Below are 25,806 nucleotides of genomic sequence, written 5' to 3' on the forward strand. Positions count from 1 at the left end.
GCCGGACGTTCGAGCGTGGTTTCGGACTGGGGCCACTGCGCCCCAACGCGATCACCCTCGATCCGTCGACCTTTGCTCCGGCTGACTTACAACGTTGTAAAGTAAACGTTGTAAATGGCATCTTGCCCCTGTCGCGCGAGCGTGTCAAGCGCTTCAGGCAGTTGCCGTCGACTCGCGCTCGACGATGCGGAACTGCGCGAGGTGGAGGCGAGGAGCCTCCACCGCCTGCGGGGTCTCGATCCGCTCCATCAGCGATCGCACGGCGATCTCCGCGATCTCGGCACGGCCGGGGTCGACCGTGGTGAGGCTCGGCAGCGAGTACATCGCCTCGTCCAGATCGTCGAATCCGATCACGGACACGTCGCCCGGGACGCGGTAGCCGGCCTCCTGCAGCACGCGCATCGCACCGAGCGCGAGCGTGTCGTTGAGCCCGAACACCGCGTCGAAGTCGACGTCGCGCGAGAGGAGCTCCCGCATCGCCGTCGCGCCGTTCGAGCGGTGCCAGAGCGTCGTGTACGCGATGATCTGCTCGTCGAACGGGATGCCGGCGGCGTCGAGCGCCTCGCGATATCCGCGCAGACGCAGGCCTGCCGATCCGACGACCTCTCCCTCGTGGGCGCCGACGATCGCGATCCGGCGGCGGCCCTGCGAGATGAGGTACTCGGTCGCCGCACGGGCCGCATCGATGTTGCGCATCGTCACGTGATCGGTCGGGCCGTCGAAGATGCGCTCGCCGAGCAGCACGAGGGGGTAGGAGACATCGAGGCGCGCCGCGTCGTCCATGCCCATCCCGAGCGGGCTGAAGATGAGCCCGTCGGTCATCTTCCGCTGCGAGCTCGAGAGCAGCTGCAGCTCGCGCTCACGGTCGCCGCCGGTCTGCTCGATGATGACGACCTGGCCCACGCGCTCTGCAGCGCGGATGACCGAATCGGCGAGCTCGGCGAAGTAGCTCAGGCTCAGCTCGGGGAGCGCGAGGGCGATGGCTCCGGTGCGGCCGGAGCGCAGGCTCCGCGCAGACAGATTCGGCTGGTAGCCCAGCTCGCCGATCGCCTCGTTGACCCGCGCGCGCGTGGCGGGGCGCACATGGGGGTAGTCGTTGATGACGTTCGAGACCGTCTTGATCGACACCCCGGCGGCGCGAGCCACATCATGCAGGGTCACCGACACGGGCACTCCTCTCCCCAGCGCACCCCCGACTCTACAACGTTGCAATCACGGGACGCCGCCGGTTCGCGGCCGGGTTCACCCCGCCAGACGCGCGGCCTGCCGTGCGGCGCCGAGGGCGACGTACTCCGCCGGCTCCGGCACGTCGACCGGAAGCCCCAGCACCAGCGGCGCGATCGTTCGGACCGCCTCGGACTGCGCGCCTCCGCCGATGAGCAGTGCGCGCTCGAGCGGCACGCCGAGCCCGCGCAGGGCCTCCAGGCCCGCGCCGAGACCCGACAGCATCCCCTCCACCGCCGCGCGCGCGAGGTTCTCGCGGGTCGTGGAGGCGAGCGTCATCCCGGTGAGGGATGCTGTCGCATCCGGCAGATTGGGGGTCCGCTCTCCTTCGAAGTACGGGACGAGCGACAGGCCTCCCGCGCCGGGCTCCGCCGCGAGCGCGAGCCGGCTGAGCTCACCGTGGTCCACTCCGAGCAGCCCGGCGACCGCGTCGAGCACGCGCGCGGCGTTGAGCGTCGCCACCAGCGGCAGGAAGTTGCCGTCGGCATCGGCGAAGCCCGCGACCGTGCCGGTCGGATCGATCGTGCGCTCCTCGCTCACCGCGAACACGGTGCCCGAGGTGCCGATCGAGACGACGACGTCGCCCGGCCCGGCAGCGAGGCCCAGCGCCGCGCCGGCGTTGTCGCCTGCGCCGGGGCCGACCAGGCGCCCATCGGCGTCGGTGACGTGCTCCCGCGGCCCGAGCACCCGCGGCAGCACGGCGTCGTGGCCGAGCGCCGCCGCGAGCAGCTCGCGGTCGTAGTCGCCCGTCGCCGGGCTCCAGTAGCCGGTGCCCGAGGCGTCCGAGCGGTCGGTGACGAGTTCGTCGAGCGCCGCGCCGCCCTCGGCGTCAGGGCCGAAGCCGCGCAGGCGCCAGGTCAGCCAGTCGTGCGGCAGCGCGACGGCGGCCACCTTCGCCGCATTGTCGGACTCGTTGTCGCGCAGCCACCGCAGCTTGGTCGAGGTGAAGGAGGCGACCGGAACCAGCCCGGTCCGCTCTGCGAGCGCCTCGGCGCCGAGCTCGGCGGTGAGGGCGGCAGCGGCATCCGCCGATCGGGTGTCGTTCCACAGCAGCGCGTCGCGGATCACCCGCCCGCCGGCGTCGAGCACGACCATGCCGTGCTGCTGCCCGGCGATCGCCCACGCGGAGACGTCGGTGAGCCCGCCGGCCGCGACGATCGCTTCCTGCAGCGCGACCCACCACGCCTCAGGGTCGACCGACGTGCCGTTCGGATGCGACGCGCGCCCCTCGCGGACGATCTCGCCGGTCGCCGCATCCGTCACGACGACCTTGCACGACTGCGTCGACGAGTCGACGCCCATCACGTAGCTCATCTCGTACCTTTCTCGCCCTCACCGTTTACGGTCGGGACACGCCGCCTGCCCGTGCGGGGAAGCGGCGTGTCCCGTCCGTAAACGGGGTGGGGGCTGGTGTGCGACCGCCGGGTCAGCGCGCGCCGAGCAGGTGCTCGGTCGCCAGCTGCTGCAGGCGCACGAAGCCGAAGCCGTGGCCGCCCATGTAGGCGTCCGCGTCGAAGTCCTCGTAGGCCGACCGGTCGGCGAGGAAGTCGTCGTAGCTCTCGCCCTCGTTCAGGGTGGGCTGCGCGAGCTCGAACACCTTGGCGGCCTCGAGCGCCTCCTGCACCTCGGGGTCGGCGCGGAACGCCGCGGCCCGCTCCTTGAGCAGCAGGTAGGTGCGCATATTCGCCGATGCCGAATCCCACACGCCGTTCTCGTCCTCGGTGCGGCTCGGCTTGTAGTCGAAGTGACGCGGCCCCTCGTAGGCGGGCACCCCACCGGGGCCGCCGTTCTCGAGCAGGTCGACGAGGGCGAACGCGTTGTGCAGGTCGCCGTGACCGAAGACCAGGTCCTGGTCGTACTTGATGCCGCGCTGGCCGTTCAGGTCGATGTGGAAGAGCTTGCCGTGGTACAGCGCCTGCGCGATGCCGGCGGCGAAGTTCAGACCGGCCATCTGCTCGTGGCCGACCTCGGGGTTGAGGCCGACGAGCTCGGGGCGCTCGAGCGAGTCGATGAACGCGATCGCGTGGCCGAGCGTGGGCAGCAGGATGTCGCCGCGGGGCTCGTTGGGCTTGGGCTCGATCGCGAAGCGGATGTCGTAGCCCTTGTCGGTGACGTAGTCGCCGAGCAGGTTGACGGCCTCGCGGTAGCGCTCCAGCGCCGCGCGGATGTCCTTCGCGGAGTCGTACTCTGCACCCTCGCGGCCGCCCCACATGACGAACGTCTTCGCACCGAGCTCGGCACCGAGGTCGAGCTGGCGGAACACCTTGCGCAGCGCGAAGCGCCGCACCTGACGGTCGTTCGAGGTGAAGCCGCCGTCCTTGAAGACGGGGGCGGAGAAGAGGTTGGTGGTGACCATCGGGATGATCAGCCCGGTGTCGTCGAGCGCGCCCTTCAGGCGGTCGATCTGCGTCTGGCGCTCAGCATCCGTCGATCCGAACGCGAACAGGTCGTCGTCGTGGAAGGTGAGGCCGTAGGCGCCGAGCTCGGCCAGCTTCTCGACCGCGTGCACGACGTCGAGGTGCGGGCGAGTCGGGCCGCCGAACGGGTCGGTGCCGTTGTAGCCGATGGTCCAGAGGCCGAACGAGAACTTGTCCTCGCGAGTGGGGGTGGGCATGGCGCTCCTTCGCGTCCGATCCAATTGTTGTGAACAACAACCTATACCCGAAGGGGATGCTGCGTCTACCGCGATCTCGATAGTTTCGGCCTCTAGGATCGAAAGATGACAGCAGCACCGCGGGTCACCCTCGCCCAGATCGCCGAAGAGGCCGGGGTCTCGCTCGCCACCATCTCGAAGGTGCTCAACGGCCGCACCGATGTGTCGCCGAGCACGCGCGCACGGGTCGAGGAGCACCTCACCCGCCACGGCTACCGCCGCAGGGCGACCGCGCAGCGGGCGGAGCTCATCGAGCTGGTGTTCCACGAGCTCGACAGCAGCTGGTCGATGGAGGTCGTCGAGGGCGTCGAGGACGTCGCCGCGGCCGCCGGGCTGTCGGTCGTGCTGACGGTGAGCGGCAACCGGCACTCCCCCGCGCCCGACTGGATCGAGGGAGTGCTGCGGCGCCGTCCCGCCGGGGTCGTCCTGGTGTTCTCCGACATCGCCGCCCCGCACCGCGACAAGCTCCGCTCCCGCGGCATCCCCTTCGCGATCGTCGACCCGGCCGGAGACCCGTCGCCGGACGTGCCGTCGGTGGGGTCGGCGAACTGGTCGGGCGGTCTGATGGCCACCCGGCACCTCATCGAGCTCGGGCACCGGCGTATCGCGGCCATCACCGGGCCCGACGACATGATGTGCTCACTCGCCCGGCTGGACGGCTACCGCTCGGCCATGAACGCGGCCGGGCTGCCGATCGACCCCGCGTGGGTCCGCTACGGCGACTTCCACCCGACGGGCGGCGAGATCCAGGCCCGCGAGCTGCTCGCCCTGCCCGATCCGCCGACCGCGATCTTCGCCGGCAGCGACCTGCAGGCGCTCGGCGCGATCGCGGCCGGCCGCGAGGTGGGGCTCTCCGTACCGGGCGACCTCTCCGTCGTCGGCTACGACGACATCGCCCTGTCGCGGTGGATGAGCCCGCAGCTCACGACCGTGCACCAGCCCCTCCGCCGGATGGGCGAGGAGGCGACCAGGCTCGTGCTGCGGATGGCGCAGGGCGAGCGCCCGGACAACCTGCGGATGGACCTCGCCACCCACCTCATCGTGCGGGGCAGCACGGCGCCCGTCCGGGCCTGAACGGATCTCTCGGCGGCACAGCTGCGGCGGACGAATGTGCGCCGGCGATCAGACCCGCGCTGCGATCTCGCCGACCCGCACCCCGGGGCGCAGCGCCCTGGTGTGGTCGACGACCCGCCTCTCGCCCTCGACGCGCAGGGCCACCGCGGAGACCAGGTCGCCGCTCGAGCGACCTGCGCTCAGCACCACCTCGCCGGCGTCGACGATGCGCTGCAGGTCACGGCCCGTGTACGCGAACAGGTCGGCGGGCACGTCGAAGCGCACGTCGGCGGCTTCGCCCGGTGCGAGCTCGACGCGGGCGTAGCCGATCAGCTTCTGCACCGGCCGCGCGACCTCGGCGACCGGATCGTGCAGGTACAGCTGCACGACGTCCGCCCCGGCCCGCTCGCCCGTGTTCGTGACGGTGAGCACCACCGACACCGATCCGTCCGTGACGAGCGACGGCGTGTCGGAGTCCAGCTCCGACCACGCGAATGCGCCGTACGACAGTCCATGCCCGAACGGGAATGCAGCGGTCGGGTCGACGTTCGAGACGTCCGATCGGCGTGCGAGCGGCGCAGCGAGGTACGTGGTCGGCTGCGATCCGGACCCGGCCGGGATGCTGACGGGCAGCCGCCCCACCGGGTTCACCCGGCCGCTGAGCACGCCGGCGATCGCCGGCCCGCCCTCTTCGCCGGCGAAGAACGCCTGCACGATCCCGCCCGCCTCGGCCACCGCTCTGCCGAGCGCATACGGACGTCCGGCCAGCAGCGTCAGCACCGTCGGGGTTCCGGTGTCGAGCACAGCGTCGACGAGCGCCTGCTGCGCGCCGGGCAGGTCGAGCGTCTCCGCGTCGCAGCCTTCACCGCTCGTGCCGCGGCCGAACAGTCCGGCCCGGTCGCCGACGGCCACCACGACGACGTCCGCGGCGGCCGCGAGCTCCACCGCATCGGCGAACCCGTCGCGTTCGCCGCCGTCGACCGAGGTGCCGAGGGCGTGCGCGATGTGCGCGTCGGGGAACTCTGCGCGCAGCGCCTCCAGCAGCGTCGGGATCCGGATGCCGATGTCGACGCCTGGATGCTGCGACACCACGTGCGCGGGGAACGAGTAGCAGCCGAGCATGGCGTACGGGTCGTCCGCGTTCGGCCCGATGACCGCGATCGACCGCGGGGCCGTGAACGGCAGCATCCCGTCGTTGCGCACCAGCACGACAGCCTGCTCCGCGATCCGCGCGGCGAGCGCGCGGTTCTCCGGCGGGTCGAGGTCGACCGTCCCGCGCAGCGCGTCGGGGTCGGACAGGTCGGCGCCCGCGAGTGCGGGAGGAACCGCCGACCAGTCCGGGTCGAGCAGCCCGAGGTCGTCCTTCTGGGCGAGCACGCGCCGCAGGGCTGTGTCGATGAGCGCGACGTCGACGGCACCCTCCTCGACCGCGCGCCGCAGGGGCTCGCCGAAGGTCTTCACGGTGGGCAGCTCGACGTCGATGCCCGCCTCGAGGGCCTGTGCGGCAGCATCCGACCAGGTCTCGGCCGTGCCGTGCAGCAGCCGGAGGAAGGCGACGGAGAAGTAGTCGGCGACGACGGTCCCCTCGAAGCCCCAGGTCTCGCGCAGCAGCCCGGTGAGCAGCGACCGGTCGGCGGCGCTCGGCACCCCGTCGAGATCGGTGTACGCGTTCATGACGCTGCGCACCCCGCTGTCGCGGACCGCCATCTCGAAGGGCGGAAGCAGCACGTCGTTGAGCTCGCGCTGCCCGATCGAGACGGGCGCGAGGTTTCGCCCGCCGCGCGAGGCCGAGTAGCCGACGAAGTGCTTGAGGGTCGCGACGACGCCGGCTCCCTCGACGCCGCGGACGTAGGCGGTGCCCACGGTCGCGACGAGGTGCGGGTCTTCGCCGAGCGTCTCCTCGACCCTGCCCCAGCGCGCGTCGCGCACGACGTCGAGCACGGGAGCGAGGCCCTGGTGCACGCCGACGGAGCGCAGGTCGTCGCCGATGCGCCGGCCCATCTCCTCGATGAGGTCGGGGTCGAACGTGGCCGCCCAGGACAGCGGCACGGGGTACGCGGTCGCGCCCCACGCGGCGAAGCCGGCCAGGCACTCCTCGTGCGCCACCGCCGGGATGCCGAACCGGGAGGCGGCGCGGATGCGCTCCTGCGTGCGGGCGAGGGAGAGCGCGGCGGTGGCCGCGTCGACGGGTTTCGTGCCGAACGGCCGGGTGAGCTGGCCGAGTCCGGAGGGGAGGATCTCGTCGAGGTCCACGGCGTCGTCCAGGTCGTGCTGGTGCGGGGCGACGTCGCCGCCCTCGTCGGACGCGCCGACCCACACGCCGTACAGCTGGGCGATCTTCTCCTCGAGCGTCATCTGGGCGATGAGCTCGTCGACGCGGGTCATCCCTTCACCGCCCCGGTGAGGCCGCCGACGATGCGCTTCTCTGCCATCAGGAAGAACACCAGTGCCGGGATCATCGCCAGCGACGTGTAGGCGAGCACGGCGCCGGTGTCCTGCGAGTACTGGGTCGAGAACTGGGTGACCCCGAGCGGCAGCGGCCAGAGCTCCTGCGGCAGCGACCCGGTGCTGATCACGAGCAGCGGCAGCAGGTAGCCGTTCCAGCTCGCCACGAACGCGAGGATGCCCACGGTCACCAGACCGGGTTTCGACAGCGGCAGCAGGATGCGCCAGAAGAACTGCATCCTGGTCGCGCCGTCGATGGTCGCGGCTTCCTCGAGCTCGTCGGGGATGGCCCGCAGGAACGGCACCAGGATGATGATCGTGGTGGGCAGGGCGAAGGCGATTCCGGGGATGATCACGCCGAGATACGTGCCGTGCAGCCCGAGGGTGCGCAGCAGGAGGGTGAGCGGCAGCGCCGCGACCGTGAGAGGGAACATGAGCCCCGCGGCGAACAGGGTGTACAGCCCCTGCCGGCCGCGGAAGTCGTAGCGCGCCAGCACGAACGCGGCCATGATGCCCGCGATCACGACACCGGCGGTGGTCGCGGTGGCGAGCACCATGCTGGCGAACACGTTGCCCCAGAACCGCGGGGCCGACAGCACCGCCGACCAGTTCTGGAACGTCCACGGGTCGGGCAGGCCGGCCGGGTTCGCGTTCAGGTCGGCCGTCGTGCGGAAGCCGCCGATGAAGACGTACAGCACCGGCCCGATGGCGATGGCGGCGATGACGAGGGCGATCAGGTAGACGAACGGCTGTCCCCAGTCGAAGCGGCGACCGGCGGGGGATGCCGGCGGTGGCGCGCTGCGCGAGGTGACGAGGGTGGCGGTGGCGGTCATGTCAGCGCACTCCCGAGGTGACGGCGCCGGCGAGATCGCGGCGGAGGGCGAAGCGCTGGTAGGCGAGCGCGATGACGAGGGAGATGACGAACAGGATGACGGCGATGGCACTGCCGTAGCCGGGCTGGCCGGCGAACTGGCCCTGCTGCACCATGTAGGTCGCCATGGTCTCCGTGGCCATCTGGCGGACGGTCGGGGCGACCGTGACCCACACCATGTCGAAGACCTGCAGCGAGCCGATGATCGACAGGAACGCCCAGATGCGGATGGTGGGTCCGAGCAGCGGCAGCGTGATGTGGCGCTGGATCTGCCACCAGCTCGCGCCGTCGAGCTGCGCGGCCTCGGCGAGCTCCTCGGGCACGCCCTGCAGGCCGGCGAGCATGAGCAGGATGGCGAAGCCGACGTACTTCCAGGTCAGGATGAGGAAGATCGTCCACAGGGCGATCGCCGGGTCGGCGAGCCAGGCGCGCTGGAGGTCCTCGAGACCGAATGCGGCCAGCATCGCATTGACGCCGCCGTTCGGCTGCAGCAGCAGCTTCCAGGCGAGGCCGGCGATGACCTCGGCGAGCACGTAGGGCACGAAGATGAGCAGCCGCAGCGCCGCGCGTCCCCGCATCGGGCGATTGAGCAGCAGCGCCACCCCGATCGCGATGGGTCCCTGCACGAGCAGCGAGGCGAAGAGGATGAGGAAGGTGTTGCCGATCGCCTTGAGGAACTCGGGCGTCGTGAGCGCGCGGACGTAGTTCTCGAAGCCGACGAAGCGCTCCGGGTCGGCGAGGTGGCTCCACTGGAAGGCCGCGGGGAGGTTGTAGAAGCTGTAGACCGCGGCGAGGATCACCGGCAGGATCACGAAGCCGAGGAACAGGAACAGCGCGGGTGCCGTGAACAGGGCGATCTCGGCGCGCTTGCGCGCCTTCGCTCCCGAGCGGCGTCGGACGGGGGTGGGACCCGGGCCCGCGGTGGTCACCGCGAGCCCGGGCTGTGCAGCGGTCATCGTCACAGCGTGCCGGCCGCGTCTTCCATCTTCTTGACGATGTCCTCGGGCGTTCCCGCCCCGCCGAAGAGGTTGACGATGCCCTCGTTCATCGCGTTGCCGACCGTGGTGCCGTACTCGGTGTCGAGCCACAGCTGCACGAACGATGCCTGCGCGAGGCCGTCGGCGACGAGCTTGAGGTTCGGGTCCTCGAGCGACGCCTGGGCGGCTGCCACCGTGGGGATGCCGGAGCCGCTCGCGGCGAACTCCTTCTGCACGTCTTCGCTCATGATGTAGGCGAGCAGGTCGGCGCACTGGGGCGGAGCCTCCGCCGAGCAGCCGAAGCCGTCACCGCCGCCGAGCGCGGCGCCGGGGTCGCCGGCCGAGCCCTCGATCGCCGGGAACGGGAACCAGCCGAGGAAGGCAGGCACCTTCTGGTCTTCGGTGAGGCCGCCGATGACGCCCGCGTTCCAGTGGCCCATCAGCTCCATGGCCGCGTCGCCGTTGGCGACGAGACCAGCCGAGCTGCCCGCGCCGGTCTGGGCCGGCGTGCCGAGGAAGCCGTCCTGGAACGGGTTGATGCCGATGAAGTCCTCGAGCTCCTGACCGGCGTCGACGAAGCACGGGTCGCTGAAGTCGAAGTCGGCTGCTGCGGCCTGCAGCGTCTCGGGCGAGCAGGAGTGCAGCGCGAACTGGTACCACCAGTGCGCGGCTGGCCACTTGTCGCCGGCGCCGACCGAGATCGGGGTGATGCCCGCGTCGCGGAGCTTGGCCACGTCGTCCTTGAGCTCGTCGAGCGTGGTCGGGGGCGCGTCGATGCCGGCCTCGGCGAACAGGTCGGTGTTGTACCAGAAGCCCTCGATGCCGAAGGTGAACGGCACCGCGTAGGTCTTGCCGTCGACCTGCCACGGGTTGACGGTGGCGCCGACGCTCGTGATGGTGTCGCCGATGACATCGTCGAGCGGCATGAGGTAGCCGTTCTCGACCTGCCCGCGGATCTCGCCGCCCGGCCACACCTGGAACAGGTCCGGCGGGTCGCCCGCCGCGAGCGCGTTCGGGATGAGCGTGCGCTGCAGGTCCTCGTTCTGGTAGCCGGTCTGCTCGACGGTGACGCCCGGGTGCGCGTCCTCGAAGTCCTTCGCGACCTTCTCCCACACGGCGGGGAGCGGGCCGGAGGTGGCGTTGTGCCACCAGGTGAGGGTGACGTCCCCTCCGCTGGCGTCGTCGCTCGGCTCGGCGGACGTGCTGCCCGCACACCCGGCCAGTGCGCCGATCGCCAATCCCGCGGCTGCGAGCCCTGCCGCGGCTCGCGTCATGCTGCGTCTGTTCATCCTTGAACCTCTCGAAAGTTTCGACTGCAATGTCGAAAAGTGATGTGGACATCGCCAGAATAGGTTGCGGGGGTTTCGTGGTCAAGAGCAACAAATGTGCGCAAGGTCACGATCGGATCTCATACAGTGAGCAGATGGCCGATTCCACCGGCGCCGCGGACGGCGCGCGACAGGGCAGCGCCGCGGAGGGCGTGCGCCAGCGCAACCTCGCGCGCATCCTGCGCCTCGCGCACGTGGAGGGCCCGCTCTCGCGCGCCGCGCTGACCGAGACCACCGCGCTGAACCGCTCGACGATCGCCGACCTGGTGGCCGATCTCGTCGCGGCCGGGCTGGTGGTGGAGCACGCCCCCGATCCCTCACGCCGGGTCGGGCGGCCGTCGCCGGTCGTCTCGGCGAGCGCCGAGGTGGTGGCGATCGCGGCGAACCCGGAGGTCGACGCGCTCGAGATCGCCGCCGTGGCGCTGGATCGCAGCATCCCGGTCCGCACCCGCATCGAGCTCGATCACCTGCTCTCCCCCGCCGAGACCGCCGAGCTCATCGCCGCGACGCTCGCGGAGTGGCGGAGCGGGATGCTGGCATCCACCCGCATCGCGGGCGTCGGGCTCGCGGTGCCTGGCCTGGTGCGCGCCTCCGACGGGCTGGTGCGCGACGCCCCGCACCTGAAGTGGACCGACGAGCCGCTGCGCGACCTGGTCGCCGAGGCGACCGGGCTTCCCGTGGCGATCGGCAACGACGCATCGCTCGGCACCCTGGCCGAGCACCTGTTCGGGGCGGCGCGCGGCGTCGACGACGTCGTGTACCTCAACGGCGGCGCGAGCGGCATCGGCGGCGGGCTCATCGTCCACGGCATCGCCGTCGGCGGAACCGGAGGCTACGCCGGCGAGTTCGGGCAGAACCGTCCAGGCATCGCGGCGGGCGCCGACCGGCGTGCGGACGCCGGGGTGCTCGAGGACGAGGTCAGCCGCGCGCGCCTGCTGGCGGCGCTGCGGCTGCGGCACGCCGACGAGCCGACCCTGGCCGCCGCACTGTCGGCCTCGGCGGACGACGCCGTGCACGACGAGGTCGAGCGGCAGCGCCGCATCCTTTCCACGGCGCTGGCCAACGCGGTCAACGTGCTGAATCCGTCGGTCGTGGTCCTCGGCGGGTTCCTCGCGACGATCGCGGCCCGCGACCTCGACGGACTCGTCGCCGCGGTCTCGGCCCAGGCGATGCACGCCAATGCCGAGGGACTCAGCATCCGTCCGGCCGCACTCGCCGGCGACCGGCTGCTGTTCGGTGCGGCAGAGGCGGCGTTCGCCGAGCTCCTGCGCGACCCGCTCGGGTGAGGGCGGGTCGGGCTGCCGCTGTGGTGCGAGGTGGCAGTTATGGTCGGGTCGGCGGCGCGAAGCGGCACTATCTGACACCTCAACCGGCGGGCTGGCCGGCGGGCGCTCGCCAGGTGGCAGTTCTGGTCGGGTCGGCGGCGCGAAGCGGCACCAACTGACACCTCAACCGGCGGGCTGGTTGGCCGCGGGCGCCGCTACCCGATTCTGCGGGCCAGATCGGCTCCGGCCGAGCACAGCCAGCGCGCGGGATCCGCGAGCGCTGCAGCCGAGGAGCCCGCCAGATCGGTGAGGGAGACGGCGGCCGCGAGCGCGCTGACGTCGGCATCGGCGGCGATGCGCCCCGCGACCACCGCGACGGGCACCCCGTGCCCCGCGGCGAGCGCGGCCACGTGTGCGGGCGCCTTGCCGGCGGCGGACTGCCGGTCGTACGACCCCTCCCCCGTGACGACGACGGATGCTGTCGCCACCGCATCCGGCAGCCCGATCAGGTCGGCGACCGCCACGGCACCCGGCACGATCTCCGCTCCCCACGCGAGTAGCGCGAAGCCTGTGCCGCCGGCTGCCCCCGCGCCCGGCGCGAACGGGTCGACGCCACCCTGGCCCGCGACAGAGGCGGCCAGCCGAGCGAGTCCCGCGTCGGCAGCCGCCACCTGCGCGGGGTCGAGCCCCTTCTGGGGTCCGAACACCGCAGCCGCACCCTCCGGCCCGCAGAGCGGATTGGTCACGTCGCCGAGCACGACCACCCCGCCCGGAGGCACGCGGCGGAGCGCGGACAGGTCTGCGGACGCCAGTGCGCCCAGACCACGCGCGCCCGGCGCGATCGGGTGGCCGGCAGCATCCGCGAATCGCGCGCCGAGCGCCGCCAGGAGCCCGGTGCCGCCATCGGTGGACGCGCTCGACCCGATGCCGAGGACGAGACGCGCGACGCCGTGATCCAGGGCGGCGGCGATCGCCTGGCCGAATCCGAGGGTGTGCGCATCGAGCGGGAGCCGCCGGTCGCCGAGCAGCTCGATGCCCGAGGTCGAGGCCAGCTCGACGACTCCCGTGCCGTCGGGCAGCAGCAGCCAGGCCGCGCCGACCTCGGCACCATCCGGGCCGGTGACGCGCACGGGCATGCGGCGCGCGCCGGGCACCGCGGCAGCGAAGGCGTCGAGCGTGCCCTCGCCGCCGTCGGCCATCGGCCGCAGGACGAGCTCGGCGCCCGGATCGACCTCGCGCCAGCCGTCGGCGATCGCCGAGGCGGCCGCCGCCGCGGCGATCGAGCCCTTGAAGCTGTCGGGGGCGATGACGACGGTGCGACGCATGGGCCGATCCTCCCATCCGCGCCCGGGGCCACGCGTGAACGCGGCGACGCCTCGGCTGTTCGGCGCGGCGCACGGCCGCAGGGCAGAATGAGAGTTCGTCGCCCACCCATCTCTCGAGGAGTGACATGTCCTGGCTTGTGACCGGCGGCGCCGGCTACATCGGCGCCCACATCGTCCGTGCACTGGCGGATGCCGGTCTGCCCCCCGTCGTCATCGACGACCTCTCCAGCGGGCACGCGTCCTTCGTGCCGGACGGGGTGCCGTTCGTGCAGGGCTCGATCCTCGACCGCGACCTCGTCGAGCGCACCCTGCGCGAGCACGATGTCGAGGGCGTCATCCACGTCGCCGGCTTCAAGTACGCCGGCGTCTCGGTGCAGCGTCCCCTGCACACCTACTCGCAGAACGTCGAGGGCACGCGGATCGTGCTGGAGGCGATGGATGCGGCCGGTGTCCCGCGTCTGGTGTTCTCCTCGTCCGCGGCGGTCTACGGCACCCCGGACGTCGAGCTCGTCACCGAAGACCTGCCCAAGCGTCCCGCCTCCCCCTACGGCGAGTCGAAGCTCATCGGCGAGTGGCTGCTCCGCGATCAGGCGGTCGCGACGGCGGGGGCGCAGCATCCGCTCCGGCACACCTCGCTGCGGTACTTCAACGTCGTCGGATCCGGCGACCCGTCGATCTACGACACCAGCCCGCACAACCTGTTCCCGCTCGTCTTCGAGGCGCTCGTGGAAGGCAGGACCCCCCGCATCTACGGCGACGACTACGGCACTCCCGACGGCACCAACGTGCGCGACTACGTGCACGTCGCCGACATCGCCGCCGCGCACGTCGTGGCCGCGCAGCGTCTGGCCGCCGGCGAGCCGGTGGAGCCCGCGTACAACCTGGGCTCGCGCAACGGCCTGAGCGTGCGCGAGATCATGGACGCGATGGCCCGGGTGACCGGCATCGACTTCACGCCCGAGATCGCGGCGCGCCGCCCCGGCGACCCCGACCGGATCGTCGCGACCGGCGAACTGGCCGCGCGCGACCTCGACTGGGCCAACCGCTACTCGGTCGACGAGATGGTGCGCTCGGGCTGGGAGGCCCGCACCGCCGCGCGCTGACGTCCCCCGGTCACGCCCCCGCCCCCCTTGTCGCGAGATAAGGAAATGGGGCTACCGGAGGATGGGTCCGCACCGAGGAGACCTCCCCCGGCGTCATCTCCTTATCTCGCGACAGAAGAGAGAGAGAGAGAGTCGGAGCGACCTCAGGCCGGCGGGACCGCGGTGCTCTCGCGCACGACGAGGGTGGTCGGCACGGATTCGGCCCGCGACGCGGCACCCGCGGCGCCCTCGATCGCGGCGACCAGGGCCGCGACGGCGTGCTCGCCGAGCGCGTCGAAGTCCTGCCGCACGGTGGTCAGCGGCGGGCGGTAGTCGGCGGCATCGGCGACGTCGTCGAACCCGACCACGCTCACCCGGCCCGGCACGTCTCGCCCGCTCCCGGCGAGCCCGCGCAGCGCGCCGAGCGCCATCTGGTCGTTCGCCGCGAACAGCGCGGTGGCGTCCGCGTCGAGGGCCGCGACGGCGCGATGGCCGGATGCTGCCGCCCAGTCTCCGCGCAGCGGCTCGGGCACCTCGCGCCCGGCGAGCGCCTCCCGCCACCCGCGCTCGCGCTCCGCGGCAGCGAACGAGCCGACCGGCCCCGCGAGATGGTGCACGGTGCGGTGGCCCAGCGCGAGCAGATGCTCGACGGCCGCACGGGCACCGCCGGCATGATCCGACTGCACGATGCGCAGCCCGGCCTCCGGCGGGGCGTCGACGACCACGAGCTCCAGCCCGGTCGGCGCATCCGTGACGGCGGCGGTCGCCTCGTTCAGCACCACCGCGCCGTCGACGCCCTGGTCGCGCAGCCGCTCGAACGCGTCAGCGACCGTCGCGCCCGCTCCGAGCGTCACGACCGTGACGGCGTAGTCGCGGGTCGCCGCAGCATCCGTCAGCGCCTGCAGCATGCGGAAGTTGCCGACCGTCGCGAGCGTCGAGACCACCACGCCGATCGTGTGGGTGCGCCCGGTGCGCAGCGCCCGCGCCGCCCGGTGCATGCGATAGCCGAGTCGCGCCATGGCCTGCTCGACCGCGAGCCGCGTCGCGGGGTCGACGCGGGGGCTGCCGTTCACCACGCGCGACACGGTCTGGCCGGACACCCCGGCCGCGGCCGCCACGTCGGCCATCGACACTCGCGTCCGCCGCGCGTCCTGCGCCGTCCGATCGGTCTCCATGCGCGTCCTTCCGCCGGGCGGAGCCTCGCGAGCATCCCGCCATGTTGACGATAACACGCACGCTTGATACCGTCAGGTCATGACGTCTGAGGAGTTCACCGCGCCCACCGCACTCGGTGCCGGAGTGGTGAAGCGGTCCACCCGCCTCGCCGACGGCCGCGAGCTCATCTACTTCGACGACCCCGGCACCACGCTCGGAGCAGAGCGCGCCGTCGACGCCCGCACCCTCGACCCGCGGCCGGCCACGGCGACGATGCGCCAGGACATCCTCACGGGCGACTGGATCTCGGTCGCCTCGGCCCGCCAGAACCGCGCGTTCCTCCCGCCGGCCGAGCTCGATCCGCTCGCCCCGCAGACCCCGACCAATCCGTCCGAGGTGCCGTCGATGTACGACGTCGCGGTGTTCGAGAACAAGTCCCCGTCGTTCGGCCCCGCCCTCGCCGAGGCCACCGGCGACGCCCCCGCGGCGGCCGACCCACCCCGAGGGCTCGACGATCTCGATGCGCTCGGCCTCGGCCGCACCCGCACCTCGGTCGGCCGGTGCGAGGTCGTCTGCTTCAGCCCCGAGCACGCCGGATCGTTCGGCACCCTGACGGTCACGCGCGCCCGCACGGTGATTGAGGCATGGGCCGACCGCACCGCCGCGCTCTCCGCGCTGCCGGGCATCGAGCAGGTGTTCCCGTTCGAGAACCGGGGCGAGGCCATCGGCGTGACGCTGCAGCATCCGCACGGCCAGATCTACTCGTACCCGTACATCACTCCGCGCACGCAGCGACTGCTCGACACCATCGACCGGACGGCGCCCGACCTGTTCCAGCGCATCCTCGAGTTCGAGCAGCAGGGACCCCGCGTCATCCTGCAGGGCGAGCACTGGACCGCGTTCGTCCCGTTCGCCGCGCGCTGGCCGCTCGAGGTGCACCTGCTGCCCCACCGCCACGTCGCCGACTTCGCCGCGACGAGCCCCGAGGAGCGCGACGAGCTCGCCCCGCTCTACCTGCGCCTGCTGCGCGGCGTCGACGCGCTCTACGACACGCCCACCCCCTACATCGCCGCCTGGCACCAGGCGCCCGTGCACCGCGGCCGCGACACCGCCCGCCTGCACCTGCAGCTCACCAGCCCGCGCCGCGCGGCCGACAAGCTGAAGTTCATGGCCGGATCCGAGGCCGCCATGGGCGCCTGGATCGGCGACGTCCCGCCCGAGCAGTCGGCCGAGCGCCTGCGCGCCGCCGTCGAAGGAGTCACGCTGTGAGCACCCCCACCGGCACCTGGTCCGCCCCCGGCCGCGTCAACCTGATCGGCGAGCACACCGACTACAACGAGGGCTTCGTGCTGCCGTTCGCGATCGAGCACCGCACCACGGTCGCCCTCACCGCTCGCGACGACCGCCGCATCCGCGTGACCTCGACGTTCGACCCCGAGCCGGCCGAGGTGTCGATCGACACCCTCGCCGAGATCTTCCCCGCTGACCGCGAGCAGGTGCCGGAGTGGACGCGCTACCCGCTCGGCGTCGCCTGGGCGCTGCTGCAGGCCACGGGCGCGGATGCCGTCTCCGGCGTCGACCTCGACATCTCGAGCACCGTTCCGGTCGGGGCAGGCCTCTCGTCGTCCGCCGCGATCGAGGGGGCCACCGCATCCGCCCTGAACGACGTGTGGGGCCTCGGACTCGACCGCGTGGCCCTCGCGAAGGTCGGCCGCACCGCCGAGAACGAGGCTGTCGGCGCACCCACCGGGATCATGGACCAGATGGCCGCGATGCTCGGCCGCGCCGACGCCGCGATCTTCCTCGACTGCCGCTCGCTCGAGGCGCAGGTGATCGACCTGGGCTTCGCCGCCGCGGGCCTCGAACTCCTGGTGATGGACACCCACGTCAAGCACGCGCACTCCACCGGCGGCTACGGCGAGCGCCGCGCGTCGTGCGAGCTCGGCGCCCGGATCATGGGCGTCCCGGCGCTGCGCGACCTGTCGGTCGCCGACCTCGACCGCGCGCAGGGGCTGATGGACGACGTCACCTTCCGGCGCGTGCGCCACGTCGTCACCGAGAACCAGCGCGTGCTCGACACCGTCGCCACGCTCGCAGAAGAAGGCCCCGACGCGATCGGGCCGCTGCTGCTGGCGTCGCACGCCTCGATGCGCGACGACTTCGAGATCTCGGTGCCCGAGCTCGACACGGCAGTCGAGGCGGCGATGTCGGCCGGTGCGATCGGCGCCAGGATGACCGGCGGCGGCTTCGGCGGTGCGGCGATCGCCCTGGTGCGCCACGCCGACGCGGAGCGCGTGACGGATGCTGTCGCCGCCGCCTTCGCCGAGCGCGGCTTCGCCGCCCCGCACATCTTCACCGTGTCGCCGTCGGCCGGGGCCGGCCGCGACGCCTAGGCCGAGCCTGCTGGGCGTCAACCCCCTTCCCGTGGGCGGATGCTCCGCCGTAACGTCGTGGACGAAGCCGGAGCACCGGGCCCCGGCGCGTGAGGAGCGACCGTGGCGTACATCACCGTCGGCACCGAGAACTCGGTCGACGTCGAGCTGTTCTACACCGATCAGGGCACCGGCGATCCGGTCGTGCTGATCCACGGATTCCCGCTGAACGGGGAGTCGTGGGGCAAGCAGCAGGCCGCGCTCCTCGATGCCGGCTACCGCGTGATCGCGTACGACCGGCGCGGCTTCGGGGCCTCGACCAAGGCGGGCTCGGGCTACGACTACGACACGTTCGCGGCTGACCTGCACGCGATCATCGAAGACCTCGACCTGCGCGACGCGGTGCTGGTCGGCTTCTCGATGGGCACGGGCGAGATCGCGCGCTACCTGTCGCGCTACGGCAGCGGCAGGGTGTCGAAGGCGGTCTTCCTCGGCTCGCTCGAGCCGTACCTGCTGAAGACCGACGACAACCCGGAGGGCGCCGGCCCGCAGTCGTTCTTCGACGACACCAGTGCCGCCGTCCGCGACGACCGGTACGCGTTCCTCACCGGGTTCTTCAGCGACTTCTACAACCTCGACGAGAATCTCGATGAGCGCATCTCGCAGGAAGCGCTGGATGCCAGCATCCAGATCGCGAATCAGGCAGGCAACACCGCGATCGTCGCGGCGCCGCTGACCTGGCCGACCGACTTCCGCGCCGACATCCCGCACATCGACGTGCCCTCGCTCATCGTGCACGGCACGGCCGACAACATCCTCCCGATCGACGTGACCGCGCGTCGCTTCAAGGACCTGCTGCCGACCGCGACCTATCTCGAGATCGAAGGAGCCCCGCACGGGATGCTGTGGACCCACGGCGACGAGGTCTCCGCCGCGATCCTGGAGTTCCTCGCCGGCTGACCCGCACCGCGGGGCCGCCGCGCTGCGTCGCTGCGCGCCGTGAGCTTCGTCGAATCCACCGTCTTCGCACCGAATCCATGCCCTCGCGCACCCCGAAGGGCTGGACTCGGCGCGAAGGGCATGGATTCGGCGGGGAGGGTGACCCGGGCTACTGCTGCGGGGCGTTCGCCATCGCGATCAGGCCGTCGATCATCTCGGAGTTGATCGCACCGCCCGAATCGGCGCCGGCGAACATGCCGGCGCGGCCGATCGGGAACGACTCCATCATCTTCGACGCGTCGACGCCCTCGGGCATGATCGCCTCGACCCCCTCCATGCCGCCCATCATCTGACTGATCGCCGCCTGCACCATGGCTCCGACGACCGGGTGGGCCATGACCTCGCCGATCGACGAGGTGCGCGACAGCGGCAGCACGAAGGCGTCGGCCTCTACGGCGACCGTGACGGAGGAGCGGATGTCGCGGCTCGACGCGGCGACATCCACCACGTAGTCGCCGCCCTCGACGAGCCAGCCGTCGATCCGGGTGTCCCAGTAGGCGAGGTCCTTTCGGCGCACCGTCAGCACGACCTCGCGGCTCTCGCCCGCCTCGAGTCCGACCGAGGTGAACGCCTTGAGCTCGCGCTGAGGACGCTGGATCGTGCCGCCGGGGAGGGAGGTGTAGACCTGGACGACCTCGCGGCCGGCACGGTCGCCGGAGTTGGTGACCGTCACCGAGACCTCGATGTCGCCGTCCGGGCGCACGGCGGCCGCGGCATCCCCGTACGCGAAGGTCGTGTACGAGAGGCCGTGGCCGAACGGGAACGCCACGTCCATGCGACGCGCGTCGTACCAGCGGTAGCCCACGAACAGCCCCTCGCCGTAGCGCGTGTGGGAGTGCTCGCCGGGGAAGTCGAGGAACGAAGGGGTGTCCTCCAGCCGCAGCGGAATCGTCTCGGTGAGCTTTGCCGACGGGTTCACCGCGCCGAACAGCACGTCGGCGGTGGCGCCGCCGCCCGCCTGGCCGAGCAGCCATCCCTCGAGGATCGCGGGGACCCGGTCGGCGAAGGGCAGCGCGACGACACTTCCGTTGGAGAGCACGACGACCGTGTTCGGGTTGACCTCGAGCACCGCGTCGAGCAGCTCGAGCTGCGCCGCAGGAAGGTCGATGTCCTCGCGGTCGTAGCCCTCCGACTCGAGGCGGGCAGGCAGACCGAGGAAGACGACCGCGACATCGGCAGCGGATGCCGCGGCCACAGCCTCCTCGCGGAGCGCGGTCGTCTCGTCCGCCGACGGGTCGACGGCGACGCTGAAGCCCGCCGCGTAGGCGACCTCGCCGGAAGCTGCCGCGCGGATCTCGTCCAGCGCGCTGTCGAGGCGCGTGGGGTTGATCATCGACGAGCCGGCACCCTGGTACCGGGGCTTCTCGGCGAAGACGCCGACCACGGCGATCGACGACTCGGGCGACAGCGGCAGGACGGCGCCCCTGTTCTGCAGCAGCACGATCGAGCGGCCGGCGGCCTCGCGAGCGAGCGCGTGGTGGGCATCGACGTCGAGCGGGCCCTCGACCGCACCGGCACCGGTCCGGGCCTTGCGCACCAGGTCGAGCACCCGGCCGGCGGCGACATCGACGACCGACTCGTCGAGCGAGCCGTCCTGGACGGCGGCGACGATCTGCGCGTCGGTCACGCCGTTCGACGAGGGCATCTCGAGGTCCATGCCCGCGGCGAGGCCCGTCACGCGATCGTTGACGGCGCCCCAGTCCGAGACCACGAGACCCTCGAAGCCCCACTCATCGCGGAGCACGGACGTCAGCAGCCACGGGTCCTCCGACGCGTAGACGCCGTTGATGCGGTTGTACGAGCACATGACGGTCCACGGCTGTGCGTCCTCGACCACCCGCTGGAACCCGCGCAGGTAGATCTCGTGCAGCGGGCGCGCGTCGACATCCGAGCTCGACCGCATCCGGTCGTTCTCCTGGTTGTTCGCGGCGAAGTGCTTGAGCGAGGTGCCCACACCCTTCGACTGGATGCCCTTCACCAGGGCGGCGCCGATCACGCCCGACACGATCGGGTCCTCGGAGAGGTACTCGAAGTTGCGGCCGCACAGCGGCGAGCGCTTGATGTTGATGCCGGGTCCGAGCAGCACTGCGACGTTCTCGATCGAGGTCTCGACCCCGAGGGCTTCACCGACACGCTCGACGAGCTCGGTGTCCCACGACGAGCCGAGGCCCACGGCCGGCGGGAAGCAGGTCGCCGGCACGCTGGCGCCGAGGCCGAGGTGGTCGCCACCCTCGGCCTGCTTGCGCAGGCCGTGCGGGCCGTCCGTGACCATGATGCTGGGGACCCCGACGCGGTCGATCGCCTTCGTGTACCAGAAGCTCGCGCCGCTGGTCAGCGATGCCTTCTCCTCGAGGGTCAGGTCGGCGACGGCCGCGTCAGGCGCCGTGGTGCTCGTTTCGGTCATGAGATTCGCTTTCGTGTCGATTCGTATTATCGGTTCAGTAGCGCGGATGCCGGTCAGCGCGTCGACCTGATCGGCCACACGGCGAGCGCGCCGAGCAGGCCCAGCACGATCGCCACGGGGAACAGCCCCGCGTAGCCGAAGATCAGCACGATGACGCCGGCGACGCCGGGGGCGAGGGTCTGCGGGAGGGTTGCGGCGATGTTCACGACGCCGAGGTCCTTGGCGAACGACTTCGCCGACGGCAGCACCTCGCTCATCAGCGCGGTGTCCACCGCCTGGAACATGCCGAACCCGAAGCCGGCGATGATCGTCATCAGGATCCAGGCGGTGAGGTCCTGCCAGAACCACGGCAGCAGGAACGCCAGGCTGACCACGGCGGCGGACGCGAAGATGAAGGGCTTCCGGCGGCCGATCCGGTCGGAGAGCGGTCCGGCCACCACGGTCGAGATGATGATTCCGACCAGGCTCATCAGACCGAGCAGCGGGATGACGGTCTCGGGGTGCTCGACCCCGAAGTAGTCGGTGAGCAGGAACAGCTGGTAGCCCGTCACCGCGAAGTAGCCGGTGTAGAGCAGCAGTCGGCCGGTGAACGCCCAGAAGAAGTCGGGATGCTTGATCGGGTTCACCCAGAAGGTGCGGAGGAAGTCGCCGAGCTTGAACGGCTCGAGCACGAGCCTGGTGCTCGGGTAGTCGGGGTTGAAGATCACGAACAGGCTGAGCCCGACGACCGAGATGACGGCGAACGTCAGATAGCCGGCGGCGATGCTGTTGTAGAACAGCGCGCCGACGATCGAGCCGCCCAGGGCACCGACCATGAGTCCGATGCCGGAGAGCGCGGCGAAGGTGCCGCGACGGGCGAGGGGGACGCGGTCGGGCATGACCGCGCTGAGGGGCCCCTGCGCGAAGTTGTAGGTGATCTGCACGAGGGTCCAGGCGATCACGACGCCGATGAGGCTGTCCGCGAAGGCGAGCCCGACGAGCGAGAGGGCACCGGTGAGCGCGCCGATCACCATCCACGGCGCGCGACGGCCCCACCGGGTGCGGGTGCGGTCGGAGATCTGCCCCGCGATCGGCTGGGCGAGCATGGCTGCGAAGGCGCCGATCGTGGCGACGATCGCGAGGTTGGCGACCTTGTTCCCCTCGCCGAACAGCGCGGTGATCTGCGCGGGCAGGAGGATGCCGGGCACGGCGCCCCAGACGATGAAGATCGCGAGGTTCGCGGGGATGACCCACCCGAACAGGCGGCGCAGGCCCTTGATCGGCGGGGGCGGGTCGTCGTTGCCTGCGGCGGTGGCGACGAAGGTGTTCTCGGTGATGGGGGCGGCGGGTTCCACCAGGGATTCTGACGTCATCGTCGGTTCCTCTCGGCAGCCACCGTGGCTGCGCGTAGAAACCATATGACATTTGGTTTTGAGAAACAAGCGTCATTCGGTTTTACTCTTTCCTATGACCGATGAAGCTCCCCGCCGCCGTGGCGCGTATGCCAAGGGCGTCGCCAAGCGCGACGAGATCCTCACCCGCGCCCTCGAGGTGATCGCCCGTGAGGGGTATCGCGGCGCCTCCGTGAAGGAGCTCGCGGAAGCGGTGGGACTCAGCCAGGCAGGGCTGCTGCACTACTTCGACTCGAAGGAGGAGCTCTTCACCGAGATCCTCCGCAAGCGCGATGAGGTCGACAGCGCCGCGTTCGGCCCCCTTGATGCGGAGGCCGACGAGACGCCGGACATGCGGGTCGCGTACCTCAGCCTGATCAGGCACAACGCCGACGTGCCGGGTCTCGTGCAGCTGTTCTCGCGGCTGGCGGTCGACGCGGTCGACCCGCAGCATCCCGCCCACGACTTCTTCGTCGAGCGCGGCACGCTGCTGCGCTCGACGTTCACCGCCGCTCTCGCCCAGCGCCAGGCCGCGGGCACGCTCACGACCTCCGTGCCCCCCGAGACGCTGGCACGAATCTTCCAGGCCGTCGCCGACGGACTTCAGATCCAGTGGATGCTGGAGCCCGACGTCGATATGGCCGGCACGATCGATGCGCTCTTCGAGGTGCTGTGGCCGGGCGGCTCCGATGAGCGCTGAGCCCTCAGCGTCCACGGCCGGCGCCGCGCCCGTCGTGCGGATCGGGCCGGGCGAGATCCGCGGCTTCTGGCGCGACGAGGCGCGGTCATCGGCCGCGTTCCTCGGCATCCCGTTCGCGCAGGCGGCGGTCGGCGGCCTGCGGTTCGCCGCGCCTGTGCCGCCCGAGCCCTGGGAGGGCGTCCGCGACGCCATCGTCTTCGGCGCCACCGCACAGCGCGGCGACCCCGGCATCACCCTGATCCCCGAGCCGTCGGTGCCCGGTGCGTCGACGCTGAACGTCAACGTGTTCACCCCGTCGCCCGGTACCGCCGGGGCGCAGCTGCCGGTGCTCGTGTACATCCACGGCGGCGGGTACGTCGCCGGGTCGCCGGCGAGCCCCTGGTACGACGGGGCCGCGTTCGCGCGCGACGGCGTGGTGACGGTCGTCGTCTCGTACCGGCTCGGCTTCGACGGGTTCGGGCACATCGCGGGCGCCCCGTCCAACCGCGGCGTGCGGGACTGGCTGCTCGCACTCGAGTGGGTGCAGCAGAACGTCGCCGCCTTCGGGGGCGACCCGGCCCGCGTGACGATCGCCGGTCAGTCCGCCGGCGGCGGCGCCGTGCTCACCCTGCTCGGCATGCCGGCCGCACAGCACCTCTTCCACGGCGTGTGGGCGCTGTCGGGCGCGATCGCGAACGTCACGCCGGAGCGCGCGCGGACCCTGTCGGCGAAGCTCGCGCACCTGGCCGGCGTCGTCCCCACCCGCGACGGATTCGCCGGCGCCGACGAGCAGACCCTCATCGATCTGCAGGAGAAGGCCATCTCCCACGGCTCCACCTCGCCGATGGCCGGTGTGACCTCCCTGCTGCACGACGGCCTGTCGTGGGGGCCGATGATCGACGGCGACCTCATCGCCGAGCCCACCATCGAGGCGCTGCGCTCCGGAATCGGCGCCGACAAGCCGCTCGTGCTCGGCGCGACGGACGACGAGTTCTCGATGGCGCTCGACGGGGCGAAGGGGAAGCTGCGGCTCGTCCCCGCCGGTCTCGCGCTCGGGCGACTGCTGCCGGACGCCGCGGTGCGGAAGGCGTACCTCGCCGCCAACACCGCGCAGCGCCGCAAGGGCACCGCGGCCGTGCTCGGCCGGTTCGTCTCCGACTGGGTGTTCCGCCGCACTGTCGTGCAGGTGGCCGAAGCACGCGGCGTCGCCCCCACCTGGGCGTACCGGTTCGCGTGGGCCTCACCGGTGAACGGCTGGGCGTGCCACTGCCTCGACGTGCCCTTCTGGTTCGATGTGCTCGACGCCGAAGGGGTGGGGGCCATCGCGGGGCCGCGCCCGCCGCGGGGGCTGGCGGCAGCATCCCACGGCTCCGCCGTCGCGTTCATCCGCGACGGGGACCCGGGCTGGACGCCGTGGTCGGCTCACCCCGGGATCGCGCGCGTCTTCGACGCCGACGCGACGAGCCCGGATGTGCAGGCCGACGCCTTCGCCTCGGCGCGCGCGCTCGTCTGAGCGGACTCAGCCCAGACGAGCCGGCGCTCGTTGAGCGAGGGAGCGCAGCGACCGAGACGAAACGGGCTCAGCTCAGCGCAGGGATGACCTCGGTCTCGAACAGCTGCGCACCCGACCGGTCGTACGCCAGCTCGGGGAAGTAGTGGATCGCATACGTCATGCCCACATCGGCCATGGCGCGCAGCCGCTCGATCACCTGCGCCGGCGTGCCCACGAGGGCCACGCCGGACCGGTAGTCGTGCATGAAGGCGTCGAGGCGGTCACCGAGGAAGGGCGCGACGCGCGCCTCGATCGCGTCGAGGCGGCGGGCGACGTCGGCGTCGTCCACCCCGACCACGGTGTTGAAGTTCGCGGACAGCACGATCTCGGAGATGTCGCGCCCGACCGCCTCCCCGTGCCGGGCGAGGATCTCGCGCTTGTGGGCGAACTCCGTGGGGTTCGAGGCCCAGTTCGCGTAGTCGGCGTACTTGGCGACGGTGCGCAGCGTCTTCTTCTCCCCGCCGCCGGCGACCCAGATCGGGATGCCGCCCGCCTGCACGGGCAGCGGCCGCACGATCGCGCCGTCGACCTGGAAGTGCGTTCCCGCCAGCGTCGCCGTGCCGGTCTCCCACGCCTGCTTCATGATCTGGACACCCTCGTCGAGGGCGCCCAGCCGGTCGGCGATCGCGGGGAAGCCGTAGCCGTACGCGCGCCACTCGTGCTCGTACCAGCCGCCGCCGATGCCCATCTCGACCCGCCCGCCGGAGACGTGGTCGACGGTCGCGGCCACCTTGGCCAGGTACGCGGGATTGCGGTAGCCCATGCTCGTGCACATCTGGCCGAGACGGATGCGGTCGGTCACCGCCGCGAACGCGGCCATCAGCGTCCACGCCTCGTGCGTCGCCTCCTCGCTGACCACCGGCACCGTGTGGAAGTGGTCGTAGACCCAGAGCGACTCCCACGGCCCCTCGTCGGCGCGCTGCGCGAGCGTGCGCATCACCCGCCACTGGTCAGACGGCTCGATGCCGACGAGGTCGTGACGCCAGCCCTGGGGGATGAAGGTTCCGAATCGCATTGGTCCAGCATCCCCCATCCGCGCCCCATCCCGTTTA

20 protein-coding genes are annotated in these 25,806 nt (G+C 71.7%); 8 read left to right on the forward strand and 12 right to left on the reverse strand.

The genetic code is table 11. The features are described 5' to 3' along the window. Positions 1-153: 153 nt before the first annotated feature. The 3 genes from Microterr_RS13490 to xylA form a co-directional block, all read right to left on the reverse strand. Positions 154-1,167, reverse strand: a complete 1,014-nt coding sequence (locus Microterr_RS13490; protein WP_263797396.1) for a LacI family DNA-binding transcriptional regulator — start codon at positions 1,165-1,167, stop codon at positions 154-156. A 75-nt stretch (positions 1,168-1,242) separates the two neighbouring features. Beyond that, positions 1,243-2,538 carry a xylulokinase gene (gene xylB, locus Microterr_RS13495; protein ID WP_263797394.1) on the reverse strand — a complete coding sequence of 432 codons (1,296 nt, stop codon included), beginning with the start codon at positions 2,536-2,538 and terminating at the stop codon, positions 1,243-1,245. Positions 2,539-2,650: 112 nt separating this feature from the next. Further along, entirely contained in the window at positions 2,651-3,838 is a 1,188-nt protein-coding gene (gene xylA, locus Microterr_RS13500) for a xylose isomerase (protein WP_263797393.1), read from the reverse strand. A gap of 105 nt (positions 3,839-3,943) precedes the next feature. Between xylA and Microterr_RS13505 the strand changes: the two genes are divergently transcribed. Next, positions 3,944-4,951 carry a LacI family DNA-binding transcriptional regulator gene (locus Microterr_RS13505; RefSeq protein ID WP_263797392.1) on the forward strand — a complete coding sequence of 336 codons (1,008 nt, stop codon included), beginning with the start codon at positions 3,944-3,946 and terminating at the stop codon, positions 4,949-4,951. 48 nt (positions 4,952-4,999) lie between these two features. Here Microterr_RS13505 and Microterr_RS13510 read toward each other — a convergent pair whose 3' ends face one another. From Microterr_RS13510 to Microterr_RS13525, 4 genes are read right to left on the reverse strand one after another with little or no spacing between them, the layout of a single operon-like run. Then, entirely contained in the window at positions 5,000-7,315 is a 2,316-nt protein-coding gene (locus Microterr_RS13510) for a beta-xylosidase/alpha-l-arabinosidase (protein WP_263797391.1), read from the reverse strand. Continuing rightward, entirely contained in the window at positions 7,312-8,208 is an 897-nt protein-coding gene (locus Microterr_RS13515) for a carbohydrate ABC transporter permease (RefSeq protein WP_263797390.1), read from the reverse strand. Before Microterr_RS13515 ends, Microterr_RS13510 begins: the two co-directional genes overlap by 4 nt. 1 nt (position 8,209) lies before the next feature. Then, entirely contained in the window at positions 8,210-9,202 is a 993-nt protein-coding gene (locus tag Microterr_RS13520) for a carbohydrate ABC transporter permease (protein WP_263797388.1), read from the reverse strand. 2 nt (positions 9,203-9,204) lie between these two features. Then, positions 9,205-10,512 (reverse strand): ABC transporter substrate-binding protein, encoded by a 1,308-nt coding sequence (locus Microterr_RS13525; protein WP_263797386.1) that lies wholly within the window; start codon positions 10,510-10,512, stop codon positions 9,205-9,207. A 134-nt stretch (positions 10,513-10,646) separates the two neighbouring features. Here Microterr_RS13525 and Microterr_RS13530 point away from each other — a divergent pair, with 134 nt between their 5' ends. Next, the gene (locus tag Microterr_RS13530) at positions 10,647-11,837 is read left to right on the forward strand and encodes an ROK family protein (RefSeq protein ID WP_263797385.1); all 1,191 of its coding nucleotides are present in this window, start codon (positions 10,647-10,649) and stop codon (positions 11,835-11,837) included. A gap of 194 nt (positions 11,838-12,031) precedes the next feature. Here Microterr_RS13530 and Microterr_RS13535 read toward each other — a convergent pair whose 3' ends face one another. After that, positions 12,032-13,141: a glycerate kinase gene (locus tag Microterr_RS13535; RefSeq protein WP_263797384.1), complete on the reverse strand. Its 1,110-nt coding sequence runs from the start codon at positions 13,139-13,141 to the stop codon at positions 12,032-12,034. Positions 13,142-13,266: 125 nt separating this feature from the next. On the opposite strand from Microterr_RS13535, the gene galE reads away from it, so the two are divergent. After that, positions 13,267-14,244 carry a UDP-glucose 4-epimerase GalE gene (galE, locus tag Microterr_RS13540; RefSeq protein ID WP_263797383.1) on the forward strand — a complete coding sequence of 326 codons (978 nt, stop codon included), beginning with the start codon at positions 13,267-13,269 and terminating at the stop codon, positions 14,242-14,244. 143 nt (positions 14,245-14,387) lie between these two features. On the opposite strand, the gene Microterr_RS13545 is transcribed toward galE, so the two are convergent. Continuing rightward, entirely contained in the window at positions 14,388-15,350 is a 963-nt protein-coding gene (locus Microterr_RS13545) for a LacI family DNA-binding transcriptional regulator (protein ID WP_263798750.1), read from the reverse strand. A gap of 127 nt (positions 15,351-15,477) precedes the next feature. On the opposite strand from Microterr_RS13545, the gene galT reads away from it, so the two are divergent. The 3 genes from galT to Microterr_RS13560 all read left to right on the forward strand — a co-directional run bounded on the left by galT (position 15,478) and on the right by Microterr_RS13560 (position 18,710). Next, the gene (gene galT / locus Microterr_RS13550) at positions 15,478-16,647 is read left to right on the forward strand and encodes a galactose-1-phosphate uridylyltransferase (RefSeq protein ID WP_263797382.1); all 1,170 of its coding nucleotides are present in this window, start codon (positions 15,478-15,480) and stop codon (positions 16,645-16,647) included. Then, positions 16,644-17,771 (forward strand): galactokinase, encoded by a 1,128-nt coding sequence (gene galK / locus Microterr_RS13555; protein WP_263797380.1) that lies wholly within the window; start codon positions 16,644-16,646, stop codon positions 17,769-17,771. Before galT ends, galK begins: the two co-directional genes overlap by 4 nt. Positions 17,772-17,873: 102 nt before the next feature. Continuing rightward, complete coding sequence (locus Microterr_RS13560) at positions 17,874-18,710, forward strand: alpha/beta fold hydrolase (RefSeq protein WP_263797379.1); 837 nt, start codon at positions 17,874-17,876, stop codon at positions 18,708-18,710. A 148-nt stretch (positions 18,711-18,858) separates the two neighbouring features. Here the strand turns inward: Microterr_RS13560 and Microterr_RS13565 are convergent, their stop codons facing one another. Both Microterr_RS13565 and Microterr_RS13570 read right to left on the reverse strand, forming a co-directional pair. Further along, entirely contained in the window at positions 18,859-21,153 is a 2,295-nt protein-coding gene (locus Microterr_RS13565; protein WP_263797377.1) for a glycoside hydrolase family 3 C-terminal domain-containing protein, read from the reverse strand. Positions 21,154-21,206: 53 nt separating this feature from the next. Next, on the reverse strand, positions 21,207-22,505 hold the full coding sequence (locus Microterr_RS13570; RefSeq protein WP_263797376.1) for an MFS transporter: 1,299 nt from the start codon (positions 22,503-22,505) through the stop codon (positions 21,207-21,209). 94 nt (positions 22,506-22,599) lie between these two features. Between Microterr_RS13570 and Microterr_RS13575 the strand changes: the two genes are divergently transcribed. Together Microterr_RS13575 and Microterr_RS13580 are read left to right on the forward strand one after the other, a co-directional pair. Beyond that, positions 22,600-23,223, forward strand: coding sequence for a TetR/AcrR family transcriptional regulator (locus Microterr_RS13575; protein ID WP_263797375.1), 624 nt, complete (start codon positions 22,600-22,602; stop codon positions 23,221-23,223). Then, the gene (locus Microterr_RS13580) at positions 23,213-24,715 is read left to right on the forward strand and encodes a carboxylesterase/lipase family protein (RefSeq protein WP_263797374.1); all 1,503 of its coding nucleotides are present in this window, start codon (positions 23,213-23,215) and stop codon (positions 24,713-24,715) included. The genes Microterr_RS13575 and Microterr_RS13580 overlap by 11 nt, the downstream gene beginning before the upstream one ends. Before the next feature lie 67 nt (positions 24,716-24,782). On the opposite strand, the gene Microterr_RS13585 is transcribed toward Microterr_RS13580, so the two are convergent. Continuing rightward, the gene (locus Microterr_RS13585) at positions 24,783-25,769 is read right to left on the reverse strand and encodes an LLM class F420-dependent oxidoreductase (RefSeq protein ID WP_263797372.1); all 987 of its coding nucleotides are present in this window, start codon (positions 25,767-25,769) and stop codon (positions 24,783-24,785) included. Positions 25,770-25,806: the final 37 nt, after the last annotated feature.

The organism is Microbacterium terricola (genome assembly GCF_027943945.1).
Taxonomy (GTDB): Bacteria; Actinomycetota; Actinomycetes; order Actinomycetales; family Microbacteriaceae; genus Microbacterium; species Microbacterium terricola.